We start from the raw sequence: 19401 nt of genomic DNA on the forward strand, positions 1-19401 counted from the left end.
TGGAGGCTGAATGTCAGAACTGCGCTGGGACCCCCTCAAGCTTCACTGGGTGATTATCGCTACGGAACGGGGACGCCGCCCCCGCGACTTCGCCGTGGAGGCAGAAACCGGCGTCCAAACCAGCTGTCCCTTCTGCTACGGAAACGAGGACAAGACCCCCCGGGAAATCTTTGCTATCCGTCCCTCCGGGCCACCCAACACGGTCAACTGGCAGGTGCGGGTTGTCCCGAACAAGTATCCGGCGCTGCGGGTCGAGGGTGAGTTGAAGAGTCGCGGTTACGGCCTCTACGACGTCATGGATGGCATCGGTGCCCACGAGATCATCATCGAGACGCCGGATCATGACCGGGGACTGGCGGACCTTACTCCCGCCGAGATCACCGGTGTGCTCCAGGCTTACCGTGCCCGCCTTCTCGATTTGCGCCAGGACAGGCGGCTTCGCTACATGGTGCTGTTCAAAAATCACGGCACCCGAGCCGGTGCGACACTTTCCCATGCCCACAGCCAACTCATCGCCGTGCCACTCACGCCGCCGGTCGCGGCGACCGAGCTCCGGATCTGCCGGGAGTTTTATGCCTCCAAGGAACGCTGCATCTTCTGCGACCTCATCGATTTCGAGATCTCCTGTGGCGACCGGATCGTGCGGGAGTTCGCAAATTACGTCATAATGACCCCCTATGCCTCCTGTTTTCCCTTCGAACTCAGGCTTTACCCGAAGCGCCATTCCCATGATTTCGCCCTGCTGGGAGAGGGGGACCTGGCGGAGTTGGCGGTGGCCATGAAAGAGATGCTTTTCCGGCTCAAAACGGTCCTCAAGGATCCCCCATACAACTTCATTCTCCATACGGCCCCTCCGACCCAGGACCGGCTGGGGAAGCCGGAATACTGGGGGTCCATCGAGTATGACTATCACTGGCACATCGAACTGGTGCCGCGGCTTACCCAGATTGCCGGCTTCGAGTGGGGGACTGGCTTTTTCATCAATCCGACGTCTCCGGAAGATGCGGCGACTTTTCTCCGGGAGGCAGAGGTCTGAAATGTGGCGTCCCGATGCGGGTGATCCCCGGAGAGTTCACGTTGACCCTTGCCCGCAGGTATGTGAGGCAGTGCGATGAAGATACTGTTTGTTGCTTCCGAAGTGGCTCCTTTTGCCAAAACCGGCGGGCTGGCGGATGTCACCGGTTCGCTCCCCGTTGCGCTCAAGCGTCTGGGGCACGACGTCCGCATTATTCTCCCCCTCTACAAAACCGTTGGCGAAGGACCGTTTCCCATCCACAAAGGGCGCAAGAGCGTGGAAATCCCGCTGGGAGAAACTCTCCGCAAGGGGTTCCTGCGGCAGAGCACGTCCGCCGACATACCGGTCTACCTCTTGGAAAACAGGTTTTTTTTCCATCGCGACCATCTGTACGGAACGCCGGCTGGCGATTACCCGGACAATCATCAACGCTTTGCCTTTTTTTGCCGGGGGGTACTCGACCTGCTGAAACGGATGGATTTTCGTCCTGATATACTCCATTGCCACGACTGGCAGACTGCGCTGGTTCCCGTCCTGCTCCGGTATGCGCACCGGGAGGACCCGTTTTTTATGAGCACGGCGACCCTGTTCACCATTCATAACCTTGCCTACCAGGGGTTGTTTCCCAAGACCTCACTTGGGGAAATGGGGTTCGACTGGTCATATTTCACCATTGACCGGTTGGAGTACTACGACCAGGTTAATCTTATGAAGGGGGGGATTCTCACGGCTGACTTGGTCACGACCGTCTCACCCTCCTATTGTAACGAGATTCTGTCCGTTGAACAGGGGTGCGGACTGGAGGGGGTGCTGGCGCAGCGTCGTGACGACCTGTACGGTGTCCTTAACGGGCTGGACCCCGAGGAATGGGATCCTGCCACTGATCGGCATATCTTCAAGACCTATACGCCAGCGGCGCCGGCGGGAAAGGCGGTCAACAAGAGAGGGTTGCAAAAGCGGCTCGGGCTGGAAGTGGCGCCGGACATTCCGCTTGTCGGCATGGTGACCCGGCTGGCGTCCCAGAAAGGGATTGACCTGTTGACCGCTATCCTTCCCCGTCTCGAGGGTGATGAGAACGTGCAGCTCGTGCTGCTCGGTGCCGGCGACGAAGCCTATCATCAGCTGTTTGAAGATTTCAATGCGCGAGGTGTCGGCAATATCTCGCTTAACATCGGTTACGATTCCGTATGCGCCCGGCAGATTTATGCCGGAAGCGATATCTTTCTCATGCCGTCGCACTATGAGCCATGCGGCCTTGGCCAGCTGATAGCTCTCCGCTATGGGGCGGTGCCGGTAGTGAGGAAAACCGGCGGCCTCGCGGATACGGTGTTCGATGGAAGGGACGGGTCGCGGGAGCCCAACGGCTTTACCTTTGATGACTTTACGGCAGACGCCCTGTGGGAAGCACTGCAACGGGCGTTGCAATCATACCGGCAACGGGATGCCTGGAAAAAACTGGTCCGGCGCGGAATGAGCAGGGATTACTCCTGGCAGCAGTCGGCTGGTGAGTACGAGCGGCTCTACCGTGTTGCGCTGGGAAAAAAGAGGTTATGAGACATGACGATGGTAAGGGATGACCTTGCGGAACTTGAGAAGGAAGTCAGAAAGCTCCTCGATGACAACCGGAAATTTCTTGAACGGGTGCTCGACGATGATTTCGAGCCGGACGAGGCGGCAGAAGATGAGGGGCCGGAGGTGACGGAGGAGTTGTAGCGCCAAAGGTATCAAAAAGAAAGCCCCCGGAATTCAGACCGGGGGCTTTCTTGCGTTCAGCGTCTGCAATGGGGATCAGTGTTTCGGGATGCTTTCCCCGGCCCCTTCGCCCGTGACGTCGTGACCACCTGCCATGTGGCAGTCGCTGCAGTTGGTCTTATACAGCTCGTCACCGATATCCACCGGGTGAACGAACTCTTTGACCTGGGTGCCGGCCGGGATGTTTTCCTGTTTCTGGCCAAGGACGGTGTGGCAGAGGTTGCAGTCCTTGGAGATGATTCGGCCTTCTGCTGACTTGTGTTTACCGTCATGGCAACGGAAGCATCCCGGCGCATAGAAGTGGCCGATGTTGTTCGGATAGGTGCTCCAGGATACCTTCATGGCGGGGAAGAAGTTCCGGTTGTAGATTTCCTGGACCTCGACAGTCGCTTTCTTTACGGCTGCTGCCTTTCCCTTGGCAACGGCAGGATAGTTCTTCTCGTAATACTCGGGGATACCCTTGGAGATGGAAGTCATCGCCTCGCTGGAAGTCTTGTAGGGTTTGCTCAATAACTCCACGGCAATCTTCTTGATGTAGGGGAGCGACTGGTCGATGTGGCCGGAGACGAAGTTTTCGTCCATTTCCTGACTCGGCGAGCGGTAGATATGGGTCGGCCTGTTGTGGCAGTCGGTGCAGTCCATCCGACGCTTTTCCCCTTTGGCGATTTCGTCCTTGGTCAGGGGCTTCTCAGTGTCCATGAACTCGGTGATCTTGCCATCTTTCCCCATGACTGCGATATAGGGGATATCGAAGCGCTTCTTGTCGCGGGCGATATAGTTAACCTCAGTGCCGATATGCCAGTGAATGCCCTTGGCATGGGGTGTTTTGGGTGTTCCGCCGATGTTGATCAGCATGTTGATCTCACGCGGCATGTTGGTTTCGTTGGGAGCATAATGGTAGAAGACCTTCTGCCGTCCAGAGTAGAATTTTTCCGGCCAGTGGCAGTGTTCGCAGGTGTCCCGCGCTGGACGGAGGTTTTCGATGGGGGTTTCGATGGGGGCCGGGTAGGTGTGGAAGGCAACGGCAAAGAGCTGACGCATGCCGGAAATCTTGGCTTTTACGTACCAGGCGGCACCGGGGCCGACGTGGCACTCGACGCATTTGACCTTGGCGTGGGGGGAGTTACTCCAGGCGGTATGCTCCGGTTCCATGACCGTATGGCAAAGCTCGCCGCAGAAGGAAGTGGATTCGGTGAACTCGAACCCTTTGAGGGATGCGATGGAAACGATGAGGACAAAGACTATGGACGCGACGATGAAGAAGATGAACAGGTGGCGCCGTGAGGGTTCGTTCAGGTCGAGGCGCGGATACTGGGGGATCTCCTCATCCAGAGACGCCATACCTTCGATGACCGCTTTGCGCCGCTGGTTGCGGACCCGCCAGGCACCGATCGGCACGAGAATAAGGCCGAAGATGAGCATCCCGGGGAAGAGGAAATACGTCAACAGTCCCAGGTACGGTTTCTCGACGCCGGTAATGGCCTCATAGGAGAGAAAGACGATGATCGCACAGGTGGCGGTAACCGCCAGGATCATGCCGATCAGGCTTATGATGTTCCAGGCGTAGCCTGCGGTTTTTCTGATGGCCATAGAGTGGGTCTCCTTTGTGGAAAAACAGTCTGGCAGTAGCGCGCCATAACTATCTAAATTGTGTCGAAAAACTGGTACAATTTACAACGCTGTTTCAGATTTTGTCAAACATAAAAATCTGAACGGCGATAAAATACTCTTGCCTTCACACCAAAAAATTTGTTAATATTCACAACTTTTAATTTTACCTGCTACATTCAATTTGTCCCTGCCCCTCGTTTTTCTGATAATTCGCCCTTATATACCACCGTCCGCCATCCTCTCCGCCTTGACATTCCACCCGCTTTTTGCTAGCTTCGCGGCAACACAGGCAACGTACGCAAAGGAGTTCCCTTCATGAGGAAAAAGCTCTTCATCCCCGGTCCGGTTGAGGTTGCACCGGAAATCCTGCAGGCCATGGCGACCCCCATGGTTGGCCACCGCATGGCAGAATATGCCGTCCTCCACAGGGGGGTGAAGGAGAAGTTGAAGCGGCTCCTTGAGACTGATTCGAGAGTATTCCTTGCCACATCGAGTGCTTTTGGCGTTATGGAGGGGGCTGTCCGCAACCTGGTGGGGAAACGTTGCGCCAATTTCTGCAATGGGGCCTTTTCCGACAAGTGGCATGACGTTACCCGCCGCTGTGGCAAGGATGCGGATGCGATCAAGGTGGCGTGGGGAGAGCCCATTACCCCGGAACTGGTGGATGCGACCCTGGCCACTGGCCGGTACGACGCCATCACCCTGATCCATAACGAGACCTCAACCGGTGTCATGTCGCCGCTCCCCGAGATTGCCGCCGTACTGCGCCGTTATCCGGAGGTGGTGTCGATCATCGATACCGTTTCGTCCATGAGTGCCTTCCGGATTCCGGTGGACGAGCTGGGTATCGACTGCTGCATCTTCGGTGTGCAGAAGGCTTTTGCGCTCCCCCCCGGCCTGGCGGTCTTCACCGCCAGCGACAAGGCGCTGGAACGCTGTGGGACGATCGAAGGGCGCGGGTATTATTTCGATTTCCTCGAATTCGCCGCCGCCGATGAGAAAGACAATACCCCATCCACCCCCTGCATTTCCCAGATCTATGCCATGGACCTGCAACTGGACCGCATGTTTGCCGAAGGGCTTGACGCGCGCTGGGAGCGGCACCAGGCGATGGCCGACTACGTCCGGGGATGGGTGATGAAGCGGGGATATGCGTTCTTTCCGGCGAACCCCTACCGCTCCGTGACTCTCACCTGTGCTGCCAATACCCGTGGTGACGACCTGGGTGCACTCAAAAAGAGGATGGGGGAGCGTGGGTATGCCTTTGACGACGGTTATGGAAAAATCAAGGGGAAGACGTTTCGTATCCCCCATATGGGAGACATGCAGCTTGCCGATCTTGAGGATTTCCTTTCCGTCCTAGATGAACTCCTCTCTCCGGTTTGACTGAATTAATTGAAAAGAAAGTTCTGCCGACCTGATTGTGTTCGGTGTTCCTGTTTTTTCTGATTTAGATGCTATAGTAGTTACGAGATGGACGAATGCTGGACAGAGTCCTGCGTACGCCGTGACCATTTAATGTCAAGCTGAGGAGGTTACCATGAAGTGCCCCAACTGCGGAGGGAGAAAGGCCATTGAGATCGACATTCACTCGGGAGGATTCTCTGCCGAGGCATCACCGGTGAAAGAATGCGGTAAATGCGGTCTTGTCTGGCGCATAAAGATGGTCGGTGACAAGTCCGAGATTGACATCATCAAACCTGCCAAGAAATAAAAACGGGGTTGCCGGCGGTATCTCGCGTTTTTAGATCGGTTCAAACAGCTCCTTCCCGGCACCGCAGACCGGGCAGACCCAGTCTGCGGGCAGGTTGTCGAAGCTGGCGTTAGGCTCCACGCCATTGTCCGGGTCTCCTGCCGCCGGGTCATACACGTACTGACATATGGTACAACGCCAACTTTGCATCCCTTTCCTCCCTGTGAAAAATCGTCCCTAGCTAGCTCGGAACGGGTGGGCGACAAACGCCTGCCCCTCTCCCCGAACTCAAGTAGAACAGTGGTGTAATCAATGCTTGCGTCCCATGCTTTCGCTCTGCACCCTTAGAACGACTCATGTTTGCGGGGAAGGTAACTGATCAGTTTGTTCACTGTAACACCCGGAGGCGCCGTGTCAACCGCCGGGCAAGTCGATATTAAATTTTACTTTGAATTTACAGAATGTTGTGCTATTTTAGCAAGCCTAAAAACCGGCATCATTACTTTCATAGAGAAGGGATACGAGGCATGAGTTACGAAGTTCCGAAAAACGAGCAACTGCTGAAATGGGTCGAGGAAGTTGCGGCTCTTTGTGAGCCGGAGCGGATTCACTGGTGTGACGGGTCGCAGGAAGAGTATGACAGCCTGTGCAACCAGCTGGTGCAAAGCGGGACCTTCCGGCAGCTGAATCCGGAAAAGCGCCCCAACAGCTATCTGGCTTGGTCAGATCCCATCGATGTTGCGCGCGTTGAAGACCGTACGTTCATCTGCAGTATTTCCAAAGACGATGCCGGCCCGACCAACAACTGGATGCATCCCAAGCAGATGAAGGAGAAACTCCACGGCCTGTTCAAAGGGTGCATGAAGGGGCGGACCATGTACATCATCCCCTTCAGCATGGGACCTCTCGGTTCCAATATTGCCAAAATCGGCGTGGAGATATCCGACTCACCCTATGTTGTCGTTAACATGCGGATCATGACCCGTATGGGAAAAGCCGTTCTCGATGTTCTCGGGAAAGAAGGCGAATTCGTTCCCTGTCTCCATTCCGTTGGTGCACCGCTGCAGCCCGGCCAGAAAGACGTTCCCTGGCCCTGTAACAAGGAAAAATACATCGTTCACTTCCCGGAAGAGCGGGCGATTTGGTCTTACGGTTCGGGTTACGGCGGCAATGCCCTCCTCGGGAAGAAGTGTCTTGCCCTGCGCATTGCCTCCAAGCAGGGGAAAGACGAGGGATGGTTGGCAGAGCACATGTTGATCCTCGGCGTTGAGTCCCCCACCGGCGAGAAGACCTATGTGGGGGCTGCGTTCCCCAGTGCCTGTGGCAAGACCAACTTCGCCATGCTGATTCCTCCCAAACCATTCCTGGAGAAGGGGTGGAAAGTCACCACCATCGGCGATGACATCGCCTGGATCAAACCTGCTGCCGATGGTCAGGTCTATGCCATCAACCCGGAATACGGTTACTTCGGTGTCGCTCCCGGTACCAACTATAAGACCAACCCCAATGCCATGATCTCCTGCGAGAAGAACTCCATCTTCACTAACGTCGCCCTTACTCAAGACGGCGATGTCTGGTGGGAGGGGATTGACGGGGAAGTTCCCGCCAAGCTGACCGACTGGCAGGGGCAGGAGTGGACCCCCGGCTGTGGCCGGCCGGCTGCCCATCCCAATGCCCGCTTTACCTCGCCGGCATCACAGTGCCCCAGTATCGACCCGGATTGGGAAAACCCCAAAGGGGTGCCGATGAGCGCCTTTATTTTCGGTGGTCGTCGCAAGGATACCGTGCCGCTGGTCTACCAGGCATTCAACTGGAATTACGGTGTCTATCTGGCCTCCACCCTCGGTTCCGAGACCACGGCCGCCGCTGTCGGGGCTACTGGCAATGTCCGCCGAGACCCCTTTGCCATGCTTCCTTTCTGCGGTTATCACATGGCCGACTACTTCGCCCACTGGCTTCAGTTTGGCCGTTCCATCGCCAAGCCTCCCCGCATCTTCAGCGTCAACTGGTTCCGCAAGGATGCCAATGGCAAGTTCATCTGGCCTGGTTATGGCGACAACATGCGGGTACTTAAGTGGATCGTAGAGCGTGTTCAGGGTAAGGCCGGTTCCGTCGAGTCGCCATTGGGTTGGATGCCGCGTTACGAGGATATGGACTGGGAAGGGCTGGAGATGAGCCGTGAGAAGTTCAATGAACTTATGTCCGTTGACAGGGATGTCTGGCAGAACGAGGTGCTATCCCACGAGGAGTTGTTTGTCAAGATGTACGATCGGCTTCCCAAGGAGTTTCTCCATATCCGTGAACTGATCTTGTCCGGCCTCTGGCGTTCGCCGGAGCACTGGGAGCAGATCGGCGATGCCCATCCCGAGGGGTGGAACGAGTAACAACAAACGCTGCGGCCTGATGTCCATCTGGTGAGCATCGGCAGTTGTACACATCATTAATGCAACAAGAGCTGGGCGACATTTTGGAAATGTCGCCCAGTTTTTTTGTGGTGAGTGTCCGGACAATCGGCGGCATTCTCACCCCATTGCTGCGTCGTGATGCAGTGCTATACTCTTGATAACTGTTTGAAAAACCGAATCTTGCTTGGTGTATGACCCGGCACCGTAAAATGGGGATGTCTGTCAGGGAGTTGATGGCTGATATTCATCGAATCGTGGTGGTGGTAAGGATTATTTCGTGCCGTGCGTATTTACTGCTTGACAAAACAGCGGTATTTTGTAAAACAATGTTTAATTGTACTGGTATTGCAAGTTGTATTGTTATTGCAGATAGTTGTATTTGAAAGGGTTAATTGGTCGGACCTAACACGTTCCATGGGACAAGGAGGGTTATTGCATGACCCACAGAGGAAAAGAGGATGAGCCAGGATTAGTAGAACAGTGTTCGGACCTGCCACGGGTTTTTGCCGAAAGAGGGATCTCACGCCGCGACTTCATGAAGTTCTGTACCGCCATGTCGGCGGCCCTGGCGCTTCCGCTGACGCTGGTGCCGAGGATCGCTGAGGCGCTGGAGAGCGACGGTCGTCCGTCCATTATCTGGCTGGAGTTCCAGAGCTGTACCGGCGACACGGAAGCGTTGCTGCGGGCTGCCAGCCCCACTGTCGGGGAAATCGTCCTCGATGTGCTCTCCGTCGACTATGCCGAGACGATCATGGCGGCCGCCGGCCACCAGGCCGAAGAAGCCAGGATGAAGACCCTGAAGGAGCTGAAAGGGAAGTACATCGCCGTCGTCGAGGGATCGATTCCCATGAAGGATGGTGGTATCTACTGCTGCGTTGCCGGCAAGTCGGCCCTCGATATCGCCCGGGAGGTGTGCGGCGGTGCTCTGGCCACCATCACGGTCGGCACCTGTGCGTCCTATGGGGGGATTCCGGCGGCGGCCCCCAACCCGACCGGCGCGGTCGGCGTCAAGGAAGCGGTGCCGGGCGCTACGGTGATCAATCTCCCCGGTTGTCCCGTGAACACCGATAACCTGGTGGCCACTGTCGTTCATTTCCTCACCTTCGGCAAGCTCCCTGCCGTCGACGGTAAGGGACGTCCGCTGTTTGCCTATGGCAAGCGGATTCATGACAACTGCGAGCGTCGCCCCCACTTCGACGCCGGACAGTATGTGGAGTCGTGGGGTAGTGAGGCCCATCGAAGCGGTCACTGCCTTTACAAGATGGGGTGCAAGGGTCCGGAGACCTTCCACAATTGCCCCATCCAGCGCTACAATGAGAAGACCAACTGGCCGGTGGGGTCTGGCCATGGCTGTGCGGGGTGTTCGGAACCCCAGTTCTGGGACACCATGACCCCCTTCTACCGACGACTTCCCAATGTGCCGGGGTTCGGCATCGAGACGACCGCCGACAAGATCGGTACTGGCCTGGCGGTGGCGACAGCAGCGGCCTTCGCAGCCCACGGGGTGGTGAGTGGGTTCCGGCATGATGATGAATCCGATGGGGGAAAGGAGGGGTAACCGTGGCTAAAATTGTCGTTGATCCGATTACGAGAATAGAGGGGCATCTCCGTATCCAGGCGGAAGTGGACGGGGGTGCCATCACCGATGCCTGGAGTTCAAGTACCATGTTTCGGGGGATCGAGAAGATACTCAAGGGGCGCGACCCGCGCGACGCCTGGTATTTCACCCAGCGTTTCTGCGGAGTTTGCACCACGGTCCACTCTATCGCCTCCATCCGGGCGGTGGAAAATGCCCTCAACATCAGAATCCCCCTGAACGCGGAGTTGATCCGCAACCTCATCATTGGAATCCAGGTGGTGCAGGACCACGTCATCCACTTTTATCATCTCCATGCCCTCGACTGGGTAGATGTGGTGTCGGGGCTCAAGGCCGACCCGGTAAAGACGGCCGCCCTGGCCGCGTCCCTCTCCGATTGGCCACTCAACTCATCCACCTATTTCAAAGGTGTCCAGGAGAAACTCAAGGCCTTTGTCGCCAAGGGGCGGCTTGGCCCCTTCGCCAACGCCTACTGGGGGCACCCGGCCTACAAGCTGCCGCCGGAAGCCAATCTCATGGCCACGGCCCACTACCTGGAAGCCCTGGACTGGCAGCGGGAGGTGATCAAGATCCACGCCATCCTCGGCAGCAAGAACCCCCATCCCCAGACCTTCCTGGTGGGGGGGATGGCGATTCCCATCGATCCCACTTCCCAGAATGCGCTGAACGCCGATAAGATCGCCGAGATCGGGGAGCTGCTCAAGAAGGCGAAAGATTTCGTGGAGAAGGTATATATCCCCGACCTCCTCGCCGTTGCCTCCTTCTACAAAGAATGGGCCGGGATCGGCGCCGGCGTGGGAAATTATCTGAGCTGCGGCGAATATCCCCTGGACAACAGCGGCAAGAGGGAAAAACTCTGGTTTCCCGCCGGGATCATACTTAACAGGGACCTTACCAAGGTCTATCCCATCGACCAGAAGAAGATCACCGAGAGCGTTGCCCATTCATGGTACGAAGGGAGCGACGCCGGCGTCCACCCCTATGATGGGCAGACCGAGCCGAAGTACACGGGGCCCAAGCCACCCTACGACATGATCGATACGACCGGAAAATACTCCTGGGTCAAGTCTCCCCGCTACGACGGCACGTCCATGGAGACCGGTCCCCTTGCCACCATCCTCGTCGCCTATGCTTCGGGACATGCAGGGGCGAAGGGTGCCGTAGACATGGTGCTCAAAAAGCTCGGTGTCGGCCCCGAAGCGCTCTTCTCCACCCTGGGACGCACGGCGGCCCGGGGGATCGAGACCCTGCTGGTGGCCCAGGAACTCCCCAAATGGCTCGACATGCTCGTTGCCAACGTAAAAGGGGGTGACCTGGCCATCCACAACGGCGAGAAGTGGGACCCTTCGAGCTGGCCGCGCGAGGCCGCCGGCTCCGGTTGGCATAACGCCCCCCGTGGTGCCCTGAGTCACTGGATCAGGATAAAGGATCAGAAGATCGAGAACTACCAGGCGGTGGTTCCCTCCACCTGGAACGCCTCTCCCCGGGACGAAAAGGGGCAGCGGGGTCCCTACGAGGCGGCGCTGGTGGGGACTCCACTGGCTGACCCGAGCAAGCCCCTGGAGATTCTCCGGACCATCCACTCCTTTGACCCGTGTCTCGCCTGTGCGGTCCATGTGATGGATGCCGAGGGGGACGAAATGGTGCAGATAAAGGTGGTTTAGGAGGCTGACCATGGGAAACCTCTCTGAAAAGTACGTATGGGAAGTGCCGGTGCGGGCCAGCCACTGGGTGAACGTGGTCTGTATCCTGACCTTGTCCCTGACAGGCTTCTATATCGGTTCTCCCGAGACCCTGGCGCTTACCCCCTCCCGGTATGTCATGGGGTGGATCCGTTTTGTCCACTTCGTCGCCGCCTATACTTTCGCCATCAGTGTTGCGAGCCGCATCTACTGGGCGTTCAGGGGGAATCGTTATGCCCGCTGGCAGGAATTCTTTCCCATTCTGACCAGGGACGGACGCCGGCACATGTTCGATACCTTTCGCTACTACACCTTTCTGAGCCGCCAGGTCCCCCATGTGACGGGTCATAACGCCCTGGCCGGCACAGCATACTCGGTAGTCTTTCTCCTCTACCTGGTCATGATTCTCACCGGCTTCACGCTCTATTCGGAGCATGCACCCCAAGGGACGCTGCACGCGCTACTGGGGTGGATGTTCGCCCTCTTTTCCAACCAGGGGATACGGCAGACCCACCACCTGACCATGTGGCTGCTGATCGCCTTTGCGATCCATCACGTCTACAGCGCCTGGCTCATGGACGTGAAGGAAAAGGGTGGGGTGATGTCGGGGATGTTCGGCGGCTACAAGTCGGTCCGGGATAGGAATTGACACGTGTCGACGCTCGTGCTCGGCATAGGCAATCTGATCATGACCGATGACGGCGTCGGTGTCCGGGTTGTCCAGCGCCTCCAGCGGGAGTACCGGTTTCCCCCCGAGGTGAAGATATTGGATGGGGGAACTCTGGGGCTGGACCTCTTGCCGTGGCTGGAAGGGGTTGGGCAGCTTCTGATGGTGGATGCCGTCGAAACCGGCTGGGAGCCGGGGACGGTGGTGCGGCTCGTGGGGGAGGAGCTTCCCATTGCCCTCAAGACCAAGCTCTCTCCCCACCAGATGGGATTGCAGGATCTCCTGGCGGTGGCGGAACTGCAAGGGTTTTCACCACGGGAGATGGTTCTCTGGGGGGTCCAGCCGGCGGTGCTGGAGATGGGAATGGAGCTTTCCTTGCCTGTGGCGGCCCAGCTCGATGAACTCGTCGAGCGGGTGCTGGCCGAGCTTGCGGCATGGGGGGTGGGGGGGCAGCCGATCGTCGGTTAGTTCTCCGGTCCCAATAGTTCCACGGTTGTTATGTGCCCGTGCCGGATTGCCGGCCGGGCGTTTTTTTGGGTGAAGAGCGGACTCTGCTGCGGCGAATATCGGTTGACGCACCGAATACCGCGGGTGTATAACACAGAGCCGGGGAGTGTCGGGAACGCGTGACGGGAGAGGGATGGATGGTAGAGGAACGGAAACCGATCGGGTCGTTAGGACGGATTGCCGCTGTGCTGCAGATTCTGATCGTTGTCGTGATTGTCGGTTTTGCCACCATGCAGCTCTTCCTCGGCAATTTTGCGGCGGCGATGTCCACCTTCCCCCTGCTGGTTATCTACTGGTTTTTCCTTACCGTCTGGCAAAAGCGCTCCTAGCACTTCAGCGCTCAGGGAGTTCAGACCGTCGTGCGCCATCCTCTGCTGAAAAACTTCGTCTCTTTTGCCCTGCCGGTCATCTTTCTGGCGGTCGCGTCCATGTCCCTTCCCCGTATTGCCGCGTTCCCTCCCGAATGGCAGGTGCACCTGGTTTCCGCTCCTTATCTCATCTTCGCCACTCTCCTTCTCCTCAGCTTCCACTTCAACCGCGGCCGGGTATTCTGCGTCGCCCTGCTGCTCGGTGTTGCCTACTGGAGCTGCCGCGCCTTCCTGCAGCAAGGGCTGGTGGACTTTCGCACCGGCATGATCTACCAGTCCCTGGCGGTCCTTCTTCCGGTAAATATCACTCTCTTCTGTTTTCTCCGGGAACGGGGAGTCCTGACGACCGCCGGACGGCTGCGTCTCGCTTTCCTGGCCGGCCAGGCGTCCATGGTGGCCTGGTTCGTCCGCTACAACTATGTGGAGATCCAGCAGTTCGTCGGCAAGGAACTGGTAGTCAACCCCTTTCTTGAGCGGTTCCTCATCCCCCAGGTGGCGCTGTTTCTCTTCCTCGCCGGAGGGCTCCTCATCGCCGGGAAACTGCTCGTTCGCCCCGCCCCCCTCGAGAGTGGCATGTTCGGTGCCCTGCTCGCTGCGGCTGTGGTCTGCAACTGGCTTACCACCGAGCACATCGTGCCGCTGTTCATGGGCACAGCCGGTCTGCTCCTCATCATCAGCGTCGTCCAGGACTCCCACAACATGGCGTATCGGGACGACCTCACCGGATTGCCGTCGCGCCGTGCCCTCAACGAACAGCTGATGGGGCTGGGGCGGCAGTACTCTATCGCCATGCTCGACGTCGACCATTTCAAGCGGTTCAACGACACCTATGGCCACGATGTGGGTGACCAGGTCCTCCGGATGGTGGCGAGCAGGATGCAGGGGGTCAAGGGAGGGGGCAGGGCGTTCCGTTATGGCGGCGAGGAGTTCACCATCCTTTTCCCGCACCGGTGTGTGACAGATGCCACTCCTCACCTGGAGGAGGTGCGCAAGAGTATTGCCGACTACCAGATGAAAATCCGTAGTGCCGATCGCCCCAAAGATGGTCAGGAGGGGAAGAAACAGCGTGGCGCCGGCAACGGCGACCAGACGGTATCGGTCACCATCAGCATCGGTGTGGCCGAGAGCTCTGACGGCTCTGCTACTCCCGAAGCAGTCATAAAGGCTGCCGATCAGGCCCTCTACCGGGCCAAGCACAAAGGGCGCAACCAGGTCTGCACGTAACTCTCACCCGAATCTCCGGATTCATTCACCCTCCCCCTTTAGGCCCACTTCCGGGTCCTTCCATCAAGGGAGGGGGGACATGTATCCGCTGTTCCCCGCGTTACTCTGCTTCGGTTATAACCTGCCGATTTTTGACCCACGTCATAATCTTTTTTCCTCTGCCGCGTTATGCTGACATCATCAACAGAGGAGGAAACCATGGAATTCAAGCAGAATCTCGGCAATCAGGCGATCCAGGACGTCATCGCCACCCACCCACCGATCGGTGACATTCTCAACCGCTACGACATCGGCTGCGTCACCTGCAAGGTGGGGATATGTCTCCTCAAGGATGTGGTTTCCATCCACGGCCTTTCCAAAGAGGATGAAGCGAACATAGAGGCGGAAATCAACACGTATCTGGCAGACAACGGAAAAGGAGAACAACAATGAGTCATCTTGGTTGCGGCTGCCCCGGCAGCATGGCGCGGGTCATCGAAAGAAGCGAAACGAACGATAACGAAACCGCGGCACAGACGCCGTCCGAACTGCGGCAGTGGCCGGTCCAACTCCACCTTGTTCCCCCAACGGCACCGTACTTCCGGGAGGCCGACATCCTCGTCGCGGCCGACTGTGTTGCGTTTGCGCTGGGAAGTTTTCACTGCGACCTGCTGAAGGGAAAGGCACTTGCCATCGCCTGCCCTAAGCTGGATGAAACGGGGAGTTACGTGGAGAAACTCGCGACTATCTTCCGGGAGAACGGCGTAAAGAGCATCACCGTTGCCATCATGGAGGTCCCCTGCTGCCGCGGCCTCGATGTCATGGTCAAGCAGGCGCTCGGACTTTCCGGCAAGGATATCCCCCTGGAAACGTTCATCATCGGGGTGGATGGCGAGAGGAGGAACTGACCATGGGAACGAAACGGGACATCACGACCACCCTGGTCAACGAGCACAAGCTGATTCTGCGGATGCTGGAGGTCCTGGAACGGAACGCCAGCCTGACGAGGGAGGGGAAGTATACGGACTACCGGTTCTATCTCGATGCGGTGGACTTCATCAGGAATTACGCGGACCGTTTCCACCACGCCAAGGAAGAGGATGTGCTGTTCGAGGCGCTGGTGGCAAACGGCATGCCGCGGCAGAACAGTCCGGTTGCGGCGATGCTGCTGGAGCATGACCAGGGACGGGCATTCGTCCGCGCCATGGAAGAAGCCGCCCAGGCGGCATTGCGAGGAGAACAGGGACAGGACAACGCCATCGCCGCCAATGCTCTCGGCTACCTGGAACTGCTCAGGGAACACATTGCCAAGGAGGACGACATCCTCTATCCACTTGCAGAACGTCTCATTCCCGATACCCTGCGGGATGGCATCATCGCTGCCTACAATGCGGCGGAAGCCAGGACGCCGACCGGTTTCGCGGCGCGGTACGAGGAACTCGTGAACAGCTGCGAAGGGAAGGTGGTCGACCGGGCGGCATAATTAGCGACTGCATTACATGATAAACGCAAAAGGGGAGGTCAGTCGACCTCCCCTTTTTTTCGTTCAATAGGACCTATACGTCCTATATGACCTATAGGTCCTATCTATCCGAATGCGGTACAGCCGGCCCTATCGGCTTAATCGGCGCTGCCACCGGCGAGGCCGATTCGACCACCAGAGGTGCGGGCACGGCAATCACCGGTTCGGACACCGGTTGGGATGCCGCTGGTGCCGGAGTTTCCGTGACCGGCTGTACAGCGGCCGGCTGGGGTGCGGCCGGCGCGGATTGCCGCGAGGTCGGCTGCGGTTCTGGTTGTGGCGCTGCGGACTTTTTCTCCCCGTTGCTGCCGTTGCCCAATAGCTGGGAATCGGGAGTGAGAAGCGAAACCATTTTTTCGAACTGGTCGGCGTACAGAATGGAAATTTTTGTCTTGGACGAGAGGCTGGATGTTTGCATCTTGCCGAAAGCCCGGCCTATGCCCTCGATGGTCTTGAATTTGACCTCCACCTTGTCGCTGGCATTGGCCTCCGCCTCGTCAAAGGCAGGATACTGAAGGGGGAGCAGGGGAGGGAAGGATAATAGCCGCTGGCGGAAATTGGGGTACTCCCAGAGCACAGTGCCGTCTGCATCCAGTATCTGGGCAGTCATGATCAGGTAGTCGTAGCTGCTGTCGAGATAGGACAGAAGGTTGCTGGAGCGGATCGAATCCTTTTTGGTAATGCCGCTTACCACGACGACCATGACCGCGTCCACACCGTTTCTGGTGATGTAATCGCGAAGTTCCTGCACCTTGAAGAAATACTTGTTATAGATCACACCAGCGTCGTCCCGTCGCTCGCGGCGATAGACCAGGTTCCCGACAAGCTGGTCGGGGTCGTCGGGGAGGAGTTTTACCGAGAAATAGGCGCCGGTATCCTTCAGCATGGCCACCAGTTCCTTTTCGCTCCTGCGGTTGGCATCCCTGACGAGATCGACGAGGGCACCCTTGTCCGGATAGCGGATGTCGGAGTCGGCGTCCACCAGCAGCGGGGCCACCCCGAGCACTCTCACCTTGCTCGCGTAGGCGTCCTTCGGGACATTGTAGTAATTGTGGGAACAGCCAAAGGTAAAGATGGAAATGAGAACGACGGGGAGTAGTTTCAGCATCCTGTTCACAGCCAGGCCTCCTGAGGAGAGTGTCGCGGTGGTAACCGGGGCGTTGATGTGCCGTTTATACCAGAAATGGCGCGAAATGGCCATGGATTAATCCTTGTCCTGCAGCATGATGAACCCCATCTGTCTCCCCGTATCGCCTCCGTCCCGTCGGTAGGAGAAGAACAGATCGTGATTGCAGCTGACGCACTGCGCCGCTGTGCTGATGTTCTCTTCGACGAGGCCGGACTCCAGAAGGTGGCGCCGGTTGGCCGCCCCCAGATCGAGCCCCCACTTTCCCTTCTCATGCTCCGTGGCGAACAGGTCCCAACCGGCGCCACTCTTTTTGAAGGTCTCCATGACCGGTCCGTCAACCTGGTAGCAGCAGGGACCGATGCCGGGGCCGACTGCCGCCAGGATGTCGGCAGGGCGGCTGCCGAATATCTTCACGAGCCCCTCGACCCCCTTGTGGGCGATGAGCCCGGCGGTCCCCTTCCAGCCGGCATGGAGCGCCGCGACAACCTTCTGTACCGGATCGAGGAGAAGGAGCGGCACACAATCGGCAACGCAAATGCCGATCATAACGCCGGGCTGGTTGGTGATGATGCCGTCCGCTTCCAGCTTGAGGAAGTGGCCGTAATCCGGATTGGGGGTGTCGAGTACCAGAAGGTCCACACCATGGACCTGGTTAACGGTCACCAGTCGCTCCAGTCGGGTGCCGAAGGCCCGGGCCAGCAGGCTCCTGTTTCCCTGCACGCTGTGGGGGGAGTCGAGGGTGTTGGTCCCCAGGTTGAATGAGTTGTAGGGGGGGCGCGAAAGACCTTCATGGCGGGTAGTAAAGCCCTGGACCGCCATGCCTGTTTTTGCAAGATTCAGCGGCTCCAGGTAGTGGACCTTGCCGATTTTTTTCATGTCCATACGAATGACTCCTTGTAAGTGCTCGGGGCGGCTTAATCCCTGCCCCCTGCAGGCCCGTTTTTGGGGTCTGGTCCCTGATTTTCCAGATACTCTATTATCCTGCCCATGTCCTCGGGCAGATCGGTATCGAACTCCAGGTATTCTCCGCTGGTGGGGTGGAGGAAGCCGAGAGTCTTGGCATGGAGCGCCTGGCGCCCCATATCCCGAATGAGCGCCCGCAACTGTGGATCACGGATGCCGGCGAGCCGGCCGCCACCGCCGTAGGTGTCGTCTCCCAGCAGCGGATGGCCCGCTTCGGAGAGGTGGACCCGGATCTGGTGGGTTCGGCCGGTCTCCAGCCGGAGCTTGAGCAGGGTTACGCCGCTGTAGCGGCCCAGAACCTGCCAGTGGGTCACCGCGTGCTTGCCGTGGCGCGCCTTGCCGGACATCTTTTTCCGGTCCGTCGGGTGCCGGCCGATGACCGATTCGATCCGTCCCTTGTCCGTCTTGGGAGAGCCGAAGACCAAGGCCAGATATATCCGTTTGATGGTGTGTTCCTTGAACTGGTGGGCCAGGGACTGGTGGGACGCATCATGCTTGGCCACGACGACGACCCCCGAAGTGTCCTTGTCGATCCGGTGTACGATTCCCGGCCGTAGTTCCCCGCCGATGCCGGACAGGTCATTGCAATGGGCGAGGAGGGCGTTGACAAGGGTGCCACCGCTGGTTCCCGCACCGGGATGGACCACCATGCCGGCCGGTTTGTCGACGACCACCAGGTCCCGGTCTTCGTAGAGAATGGTGAGGGGGATCGCTTCGGGGACAGGGGTGGCAGGCAACGGTGGGGGAATGGTGACGACGATCCGTTCGCCCCCCTTCAGTTTGACGGAGGGTTTCTGGGGGAGCCCCTCAACGGTCACCATGCCGGCCTCGATGAGCCGCTGTACCGCGGCCCGGGTGAGCCCGCCGATCAGTCGTGCCACCACCTGGTCGAGACGGGCCGGCTCGCTGTCCGGTGGATAGATGAATTCGTGTTTTTCCATGGGTCCGTCCCGGCTTGAAATGAAAGAAGGCGCGATTCCCTTAACCGCGCCTTCCCTGAAATGGATGTTATTGGGGGATTACCAGATGGACGATTCGATCTTGCCAGCCCGCTTGATCAGGACGTCCACCACGGCGATCTCGAAAATATTGGAGGAAGCCAGTTGGGGGGCGACACGGGAAACGAAGTGCTGACGTCCCTCTTCCAGTTCATCGGTCAGGACATCGAAGATGTTGTCGTTCTTGATCCCCTGTTCCACCTTGTCCCGGTTGTAGATGGCGACATCGGAGATGATGGCCCGGGCAAGGCGTCGTGCCTGTTCCGGATTATCGATGAGACTCATGGAC

Annotated in this window: 21 protein-coding genes; 15 read left to right on the top strand and 6 right to left on the bottom strand. The window is 58.2% G+C overall.

Going from position 1 to position 19401, the window contains the following annotated elements; all coding sequences use genetic code 11:
• Positions 1 to 10: 10 nt before the first annotated feature.
• From LDN04_RS06725 to LDN04_RS06735, 3 genes are all read left to right on the top strand, one after another.
• Positions 11 to 1036, top strand: a complete 1026-nt coding sequence (locus tag LDN04_RS06725; RefSeq protein WP_223908107.1) for a galactose-1-phosphate uridylyltransferase — start codon at positions 11 to 13, stop codon at positions 1034 to 1036.
• 75 nt (positions 1037 to 1111) lie between these two features.
• Positions 1112 to 2569, top strand: a complete 1458-nt coding sequence (gene glgA / locus LDN04_RS06730) for a glycogen synthase GlgA (protein ID WP_223908110.1) — start codon at positions 1112 to 1114, stop codon at positions 2567 to 2569.
• Between the two features lie 3 nt (positions 2570 to 2572).
• Positions 2573 to 2728, top strand: a complete 156-nt coding sequence (locus tag LDN04_RS06735; RefSeq protein ID WP_223908113.1) for a hypothetical protein — start codon at positions 2573 to 2575, stop codon at positions 2726 to 2728.
• Between the two features lie 75 nt (positions 2729 to 2803).
• On the opposite strand, the gene LDN04_RS06740 is transcribed toward LDN04_RS06735, so the two are convergent.
• Positions 2804 to 4357 carry a NapC/NirT family cytochrome c gene (locus LDN04_RS06740; protein WP_223908115.1) on the bottom strand — a complete coding sequence of 518 codons (1554 nt, stop codon included), beginning with the start codon at positions 4355 to 4357 and terminating at the stop codon, positions 2804 to 2806.
• 336 nt (positions 4358 to 4693) lie between these two features.
• On the opposite strand from LDN04_RS06740, the gene LDN04_RS06745 reads away from it, so the two are divergent.
• Both LDN04_RS06745 and LDN04_RS06750 read left to right on the top strand, forming a co-directional pair.
• A complete protein-coding gene (locus tag LDN04_RS06745; RefSeq protein ID WP_223908118.1) occupies positions 4694 to 5764 on the top strand; it encodes an alanine--glyoxylate aminotransferase family protein in 1071 nt (356 codons plus the stop codon).
• 154 nt (positions 5765 to 5918) lie between these two features.
• The gene (locus LDN04_RS06750) at positions 5919 to 6092 is read left to right on the top strand and encodes a TFIIB-type zinc ribbon-containing protein (protein WP_223908119.1); all 174 of its coding nucleotides are present in this window, start codon (positions 5919 to 5921) and stop codon (positions 6090 to 6092) included.
• Positions 6093 to 6122: 30 nt separating this feature from the next.
• Here the strand turns inward: LDN04_RS06750 and rd are convergent, their stop codons facing one another.
• Entirely contained in the window at positions 6123 to 6281 is a 159-nt protein-coding gene (gene rd, locus LDN04_RS06755) for a rubredoxin (RefSeq protein WP_223908121.1), read from the bottom strand.
• Between the two features lie 317 nt (positions 6282 to 6598).
• On the opposite strand from rd, the gene LDN04_RS06760 reads away from it, so the two are divergent.
• The 10 genes from LDN04_RS06760 (at position 6599) to LDN04_RS06805 (ending at position 15983) form a co-directional block, all read left to right on the top strand.
• Positions 6599 to 8455, top strand: coding sequence for a phosphoenolpyruvate carboxykinase (GTP) (locus tag LDN04_RS06760; protein WP_223908124.1), 1857 nt, complete (start codon positions 6599 to 6601; stop codon positions 8453 to 8455).
• 457 nt (positions 8456 to 8912) lie between these two features.
• Complete coding sequence (locus LDN04_RS06765; protein ID WP_223908127.1) at positions 8913 to 10034, top strand: hydrogenase small subunit; 1122 nt, start codon at positions 8913 to 8915, stop codon at positions 10032 to 10034.
• 2 nt (positions 10035 to 10036) lie between these two features.
• The gene (locus tag LDN04_RS06770) at positions 10037 to 11737 is read left to right on the top strand and encodes a nickel-dependent hydrogenase large subunit (RefSeq protein ID WP_223908130.1); all 1701 of its coding nucleotides are present in this window, start codon (positions 10037 to 10039) and stop codon (positions 11735 to 11737) included.
• 10 nt (positions 11738 to 11747) lie between these two features.
• Positions 11748 to 12404, top strand: coding sequence for a Ni/Fe-hydrogenase, b-type cytochrome subunit (cybH, locus tag LDN04_RS06775; protein WP_223908132.1), 657 nt, complete (start codon positions 11748 to 11750; stop codon positions 12402 to 12404).
• Between the two features lie 3 nt (positions 12405 to 12407).
• Positions 12408 to 12890 carry a HyaD/HybD family hydrogenase maturation endopeptidase gene (locus LDN04_RS06780; RefSeq protein ID WP_223908139.1) on the top strand — a complete coding sequence of 161 codons (483 nt, stop codon included), beginning with the start codon at positions 12408 to 12410 and terminating at the stop codon, positions 12888 to 12890.
• A gap of 176 nt (positions 12891 to 13066) precedes the next feature.
• A complete protein-coding gene (locus LDN04_RS06785; protein WP_223908141.1) occupies positions 13067 to 13258 on the top strand; it encodes a hypothetical protein in 192 nt (63 codons plus the stop codon).
• A 30-nt stretch (positions 13259 to 13288) separates the two neighbouring features.
• On the top strand, positions 13289 to 14521 hold the full coding sequence (locus LDN04_RS06790; RefSeq protein ID WP_223908149.1) for a diguanylate cyclase: 1233 nt from the start codon (positions 13289 to 13291) through the stop codon (positions 14519 to 14521).
• A gap of 198 nt (positions 14522 to 14719) precedes the next feature.
• Entirely contained in the window at positions 14720 to 14953 is a 234-nt protein-coding gene (locus LDN04_RS06795; RefSeq protein ID WP_223908150.1) for a hypothetical protein, read from the top strand.
• On the top strand, positions 14950 to 15408 hold the full coding sequence (locus LDN04_RS06800; RefSeq protein ID WP_223908152.1) for an iron-sulfur cluster-binding oxidoreductase: 459 nt from the start codon (positions 14950 to 14952) through the stop codon (positions 15406 to 15408). The genes LDN04_RS06795 and LDN04_RS06800 overlap by 4 nt, the downstream gene beginning before the upstream one ends.
• Positions 15409 to 15410: 2 nt before the next feature.
• On the top strand, positions 15411 to 15983 hold the full coding sequence (locus LDN04_RS06805; RefSeq protein ID WP_223908154.1) for a hemerythrin domain-containing protein: 573 nt from the start codon (positions 15411 to 15413) through the stop codon (positions 15981 to 15983).
• A 100-nt stretch (positions 15984 to 16083) separates the two neighbouring features.
• On the opposite strand, the gene LDN04_RS06810 is transcribed toward LDN04_RS06805, so the two are convergent.
• The 4 genes from LDN04_RS06810 to LDN04_RS06825 form a co-directional block, all read right to left on the bottom strand.
• The gene (locus LDN04_RS06810) at positions 16084 to 17223 is read right to left on the bottom strand and encodes a hypothetical protein (RefSeq protein ID WP_223908156.1); all 1140 of its coding nucleotides are present in this window, start codon (positions 17221 to 17223) and stop codon (positions 16084 to 16086) included.
• A 3-nt stretch (positions 17224 to 17226) separates the two neighbouring features.
• Entirely contained in the window at positions 17227 to 18033 is an 807-nt protein-coding gene (gene pgeF, locus LDN04_RS06815; protein ID WP_223908158.1) for a peptidoglycan editing factor PgeF, read from the bottom strand.
• Between the two features lie 32 nt (positions 18034 to 18065).
• Positions 18066 to 19055 (bottom strand): RluA family pseudouridine synthase, encoded by a 990-nt coding sequence (locus tag LDN04_RS06820; RefSeq protein ID WP_223908161.1) that lies wholly within the window; start codon positions 19053 to 19055, stop codon positions 18066 to 18068.
• A gap of 78 nt (positions 19056 to 19133) precedes the next feature.
• Positions 19134 to 19397: a hypothetical protein gene (locus LDN04_RS06825; protein ID WP_223908172.1), complete on the bottom strand. Its 264-nt coding sequence runs from the start codon at positions 19395 to 19397 to the stop codon at positions 19134 to 19136.
• Positions 19398 to 19401 lie beyond the last annotated feature (4 nt).

Source organism: Geobacter sp. AOG1 (assembly GCF_019972315.1).
In the GTDB taxonomy this organism is placed as follows: domain Bacteria; phylum Desulfobacterota; class Desulfuromonadia; order Geobacterales; family Geobacteraceae; genus Geomobilimonas.

Coding starts and splice junctions, on each gene's coding strand:
- LDN04_RS06725 (WP_223908107.1), top strand. CDS start 11: ATGTCAGAACTGCGCTGGGACCCCCTCAAGCTTCACTGGGTGATTATC.
- LDN04_RS06805 (WP_223908154.1), top strand. CDS start 15,411: ATGGGAACGAAACGGGACATCACGACCACCCTGGTCAACGAGCACAAG.
- pgeF (WP_223908158.1), bottom strand. CDS start 18,033: ATGGACATGAAAAAAATCGGCAAGGTCCACTACCTGGAGCCGCTGAAT.
- rd (WP_223908121.1), bottom strand. CDS start 6,281: ATGCAAAGTTGGCGTTGTACCATATGTCAGTACGTGTATGACCCGGCG.
- LDN04_RS06760 (WP_223908124.1), top strand. CDS start 6,599: ATGAGTTACGAAGTTCCGAAAAACGAGCAACTGCTGAAATGGGTCGAG.
- LDN04_RS06750 (WP_223908119.1), top strand. CDS start 5,919: ATGAAGTGCCCCAACTGCGGAGGGAGAAAGGCCATTGAGATCGACATT.
- LDN04_RS06800 (WP_223908152.1), top strand. CDS start 14,950: ATGAGTCATCTTGGTTGCGGCTGCCCCGGCAGCATGGCGCGGGTCATC.
- LDN04_RS06810 (WP_223908156.1), bottom strand. CDS start 17,223: ATGGCCATTTCGCGCCATTTCTGGTATAAACGGCACATCAACGCCCCG.
- LDN04_RS06820 (WP_223908161.1), bottom strand. CDS start 19,055: ATGGAAAAACACGAATTCATCTATCCACCGGACAGCGAGCCGGCCCGT.
- LDN04_RS06785 (WP_223908141.1), top strand. CDS start 13,067: ATGGTAGAGGAACGGAAACCGATCGGGTCGTTAGGACGGATTGCCGCT.
- LDN04_RS06765 (WP_223908127.1), top strand. CDS start 8,913: ATGACCCACAGAGGAAAAGAGGATGAGCCAGGATTAGTAGAACAGTGT.
- LDN04_RS06795 (WP_223908150.1), top strand. CDS start 14,720: ATGGAATTCAAGCAGAATCTCGGCAATCAGGCGATCCAGGACGTCATC.
- LDN04_RS06740 (WP_223908115.1), bottom strand. CDS start 4,357: ATGGCCATCAGAAAAACCGCAGGCTACGCCTGGAACATCATAAGCCTG.
- glgA (WP_223908110.1), top strand. CDS start 1,112: ATGAAGATACTGTTTGTTGCTTCCGAAGTGGCTCCTTTTGCCAAAACC.
- LDN04_RS06825 (WP_223908172.1), bottom strand. CDS start 19,397: ATGAGTCTCATCGATAATCCGGAACAGGCACGACGCCTTGCCCGGGCC.
- cybH (WP_223908132.1), top strand. CDS start 11,748: ATGGGAAACCTCTCTGAAAAGTACGTATGGGAAGTGCCGGTGCGGGCC.
- LDN04_RS06745 (WP_223908118.1), top strand. CDS start 4,694: ATGAGGAAAAAGCTCTTCATCCCCGGTCCGGTTGAGGTTGCACCGGAA.
- LDN04_RS06735 (WP_223908113.1), top strand. CDS start 2,573: ATGACGATGGTAAGGGATGACCTTGCGGAACTTGAGAAGGAAGTCAGA.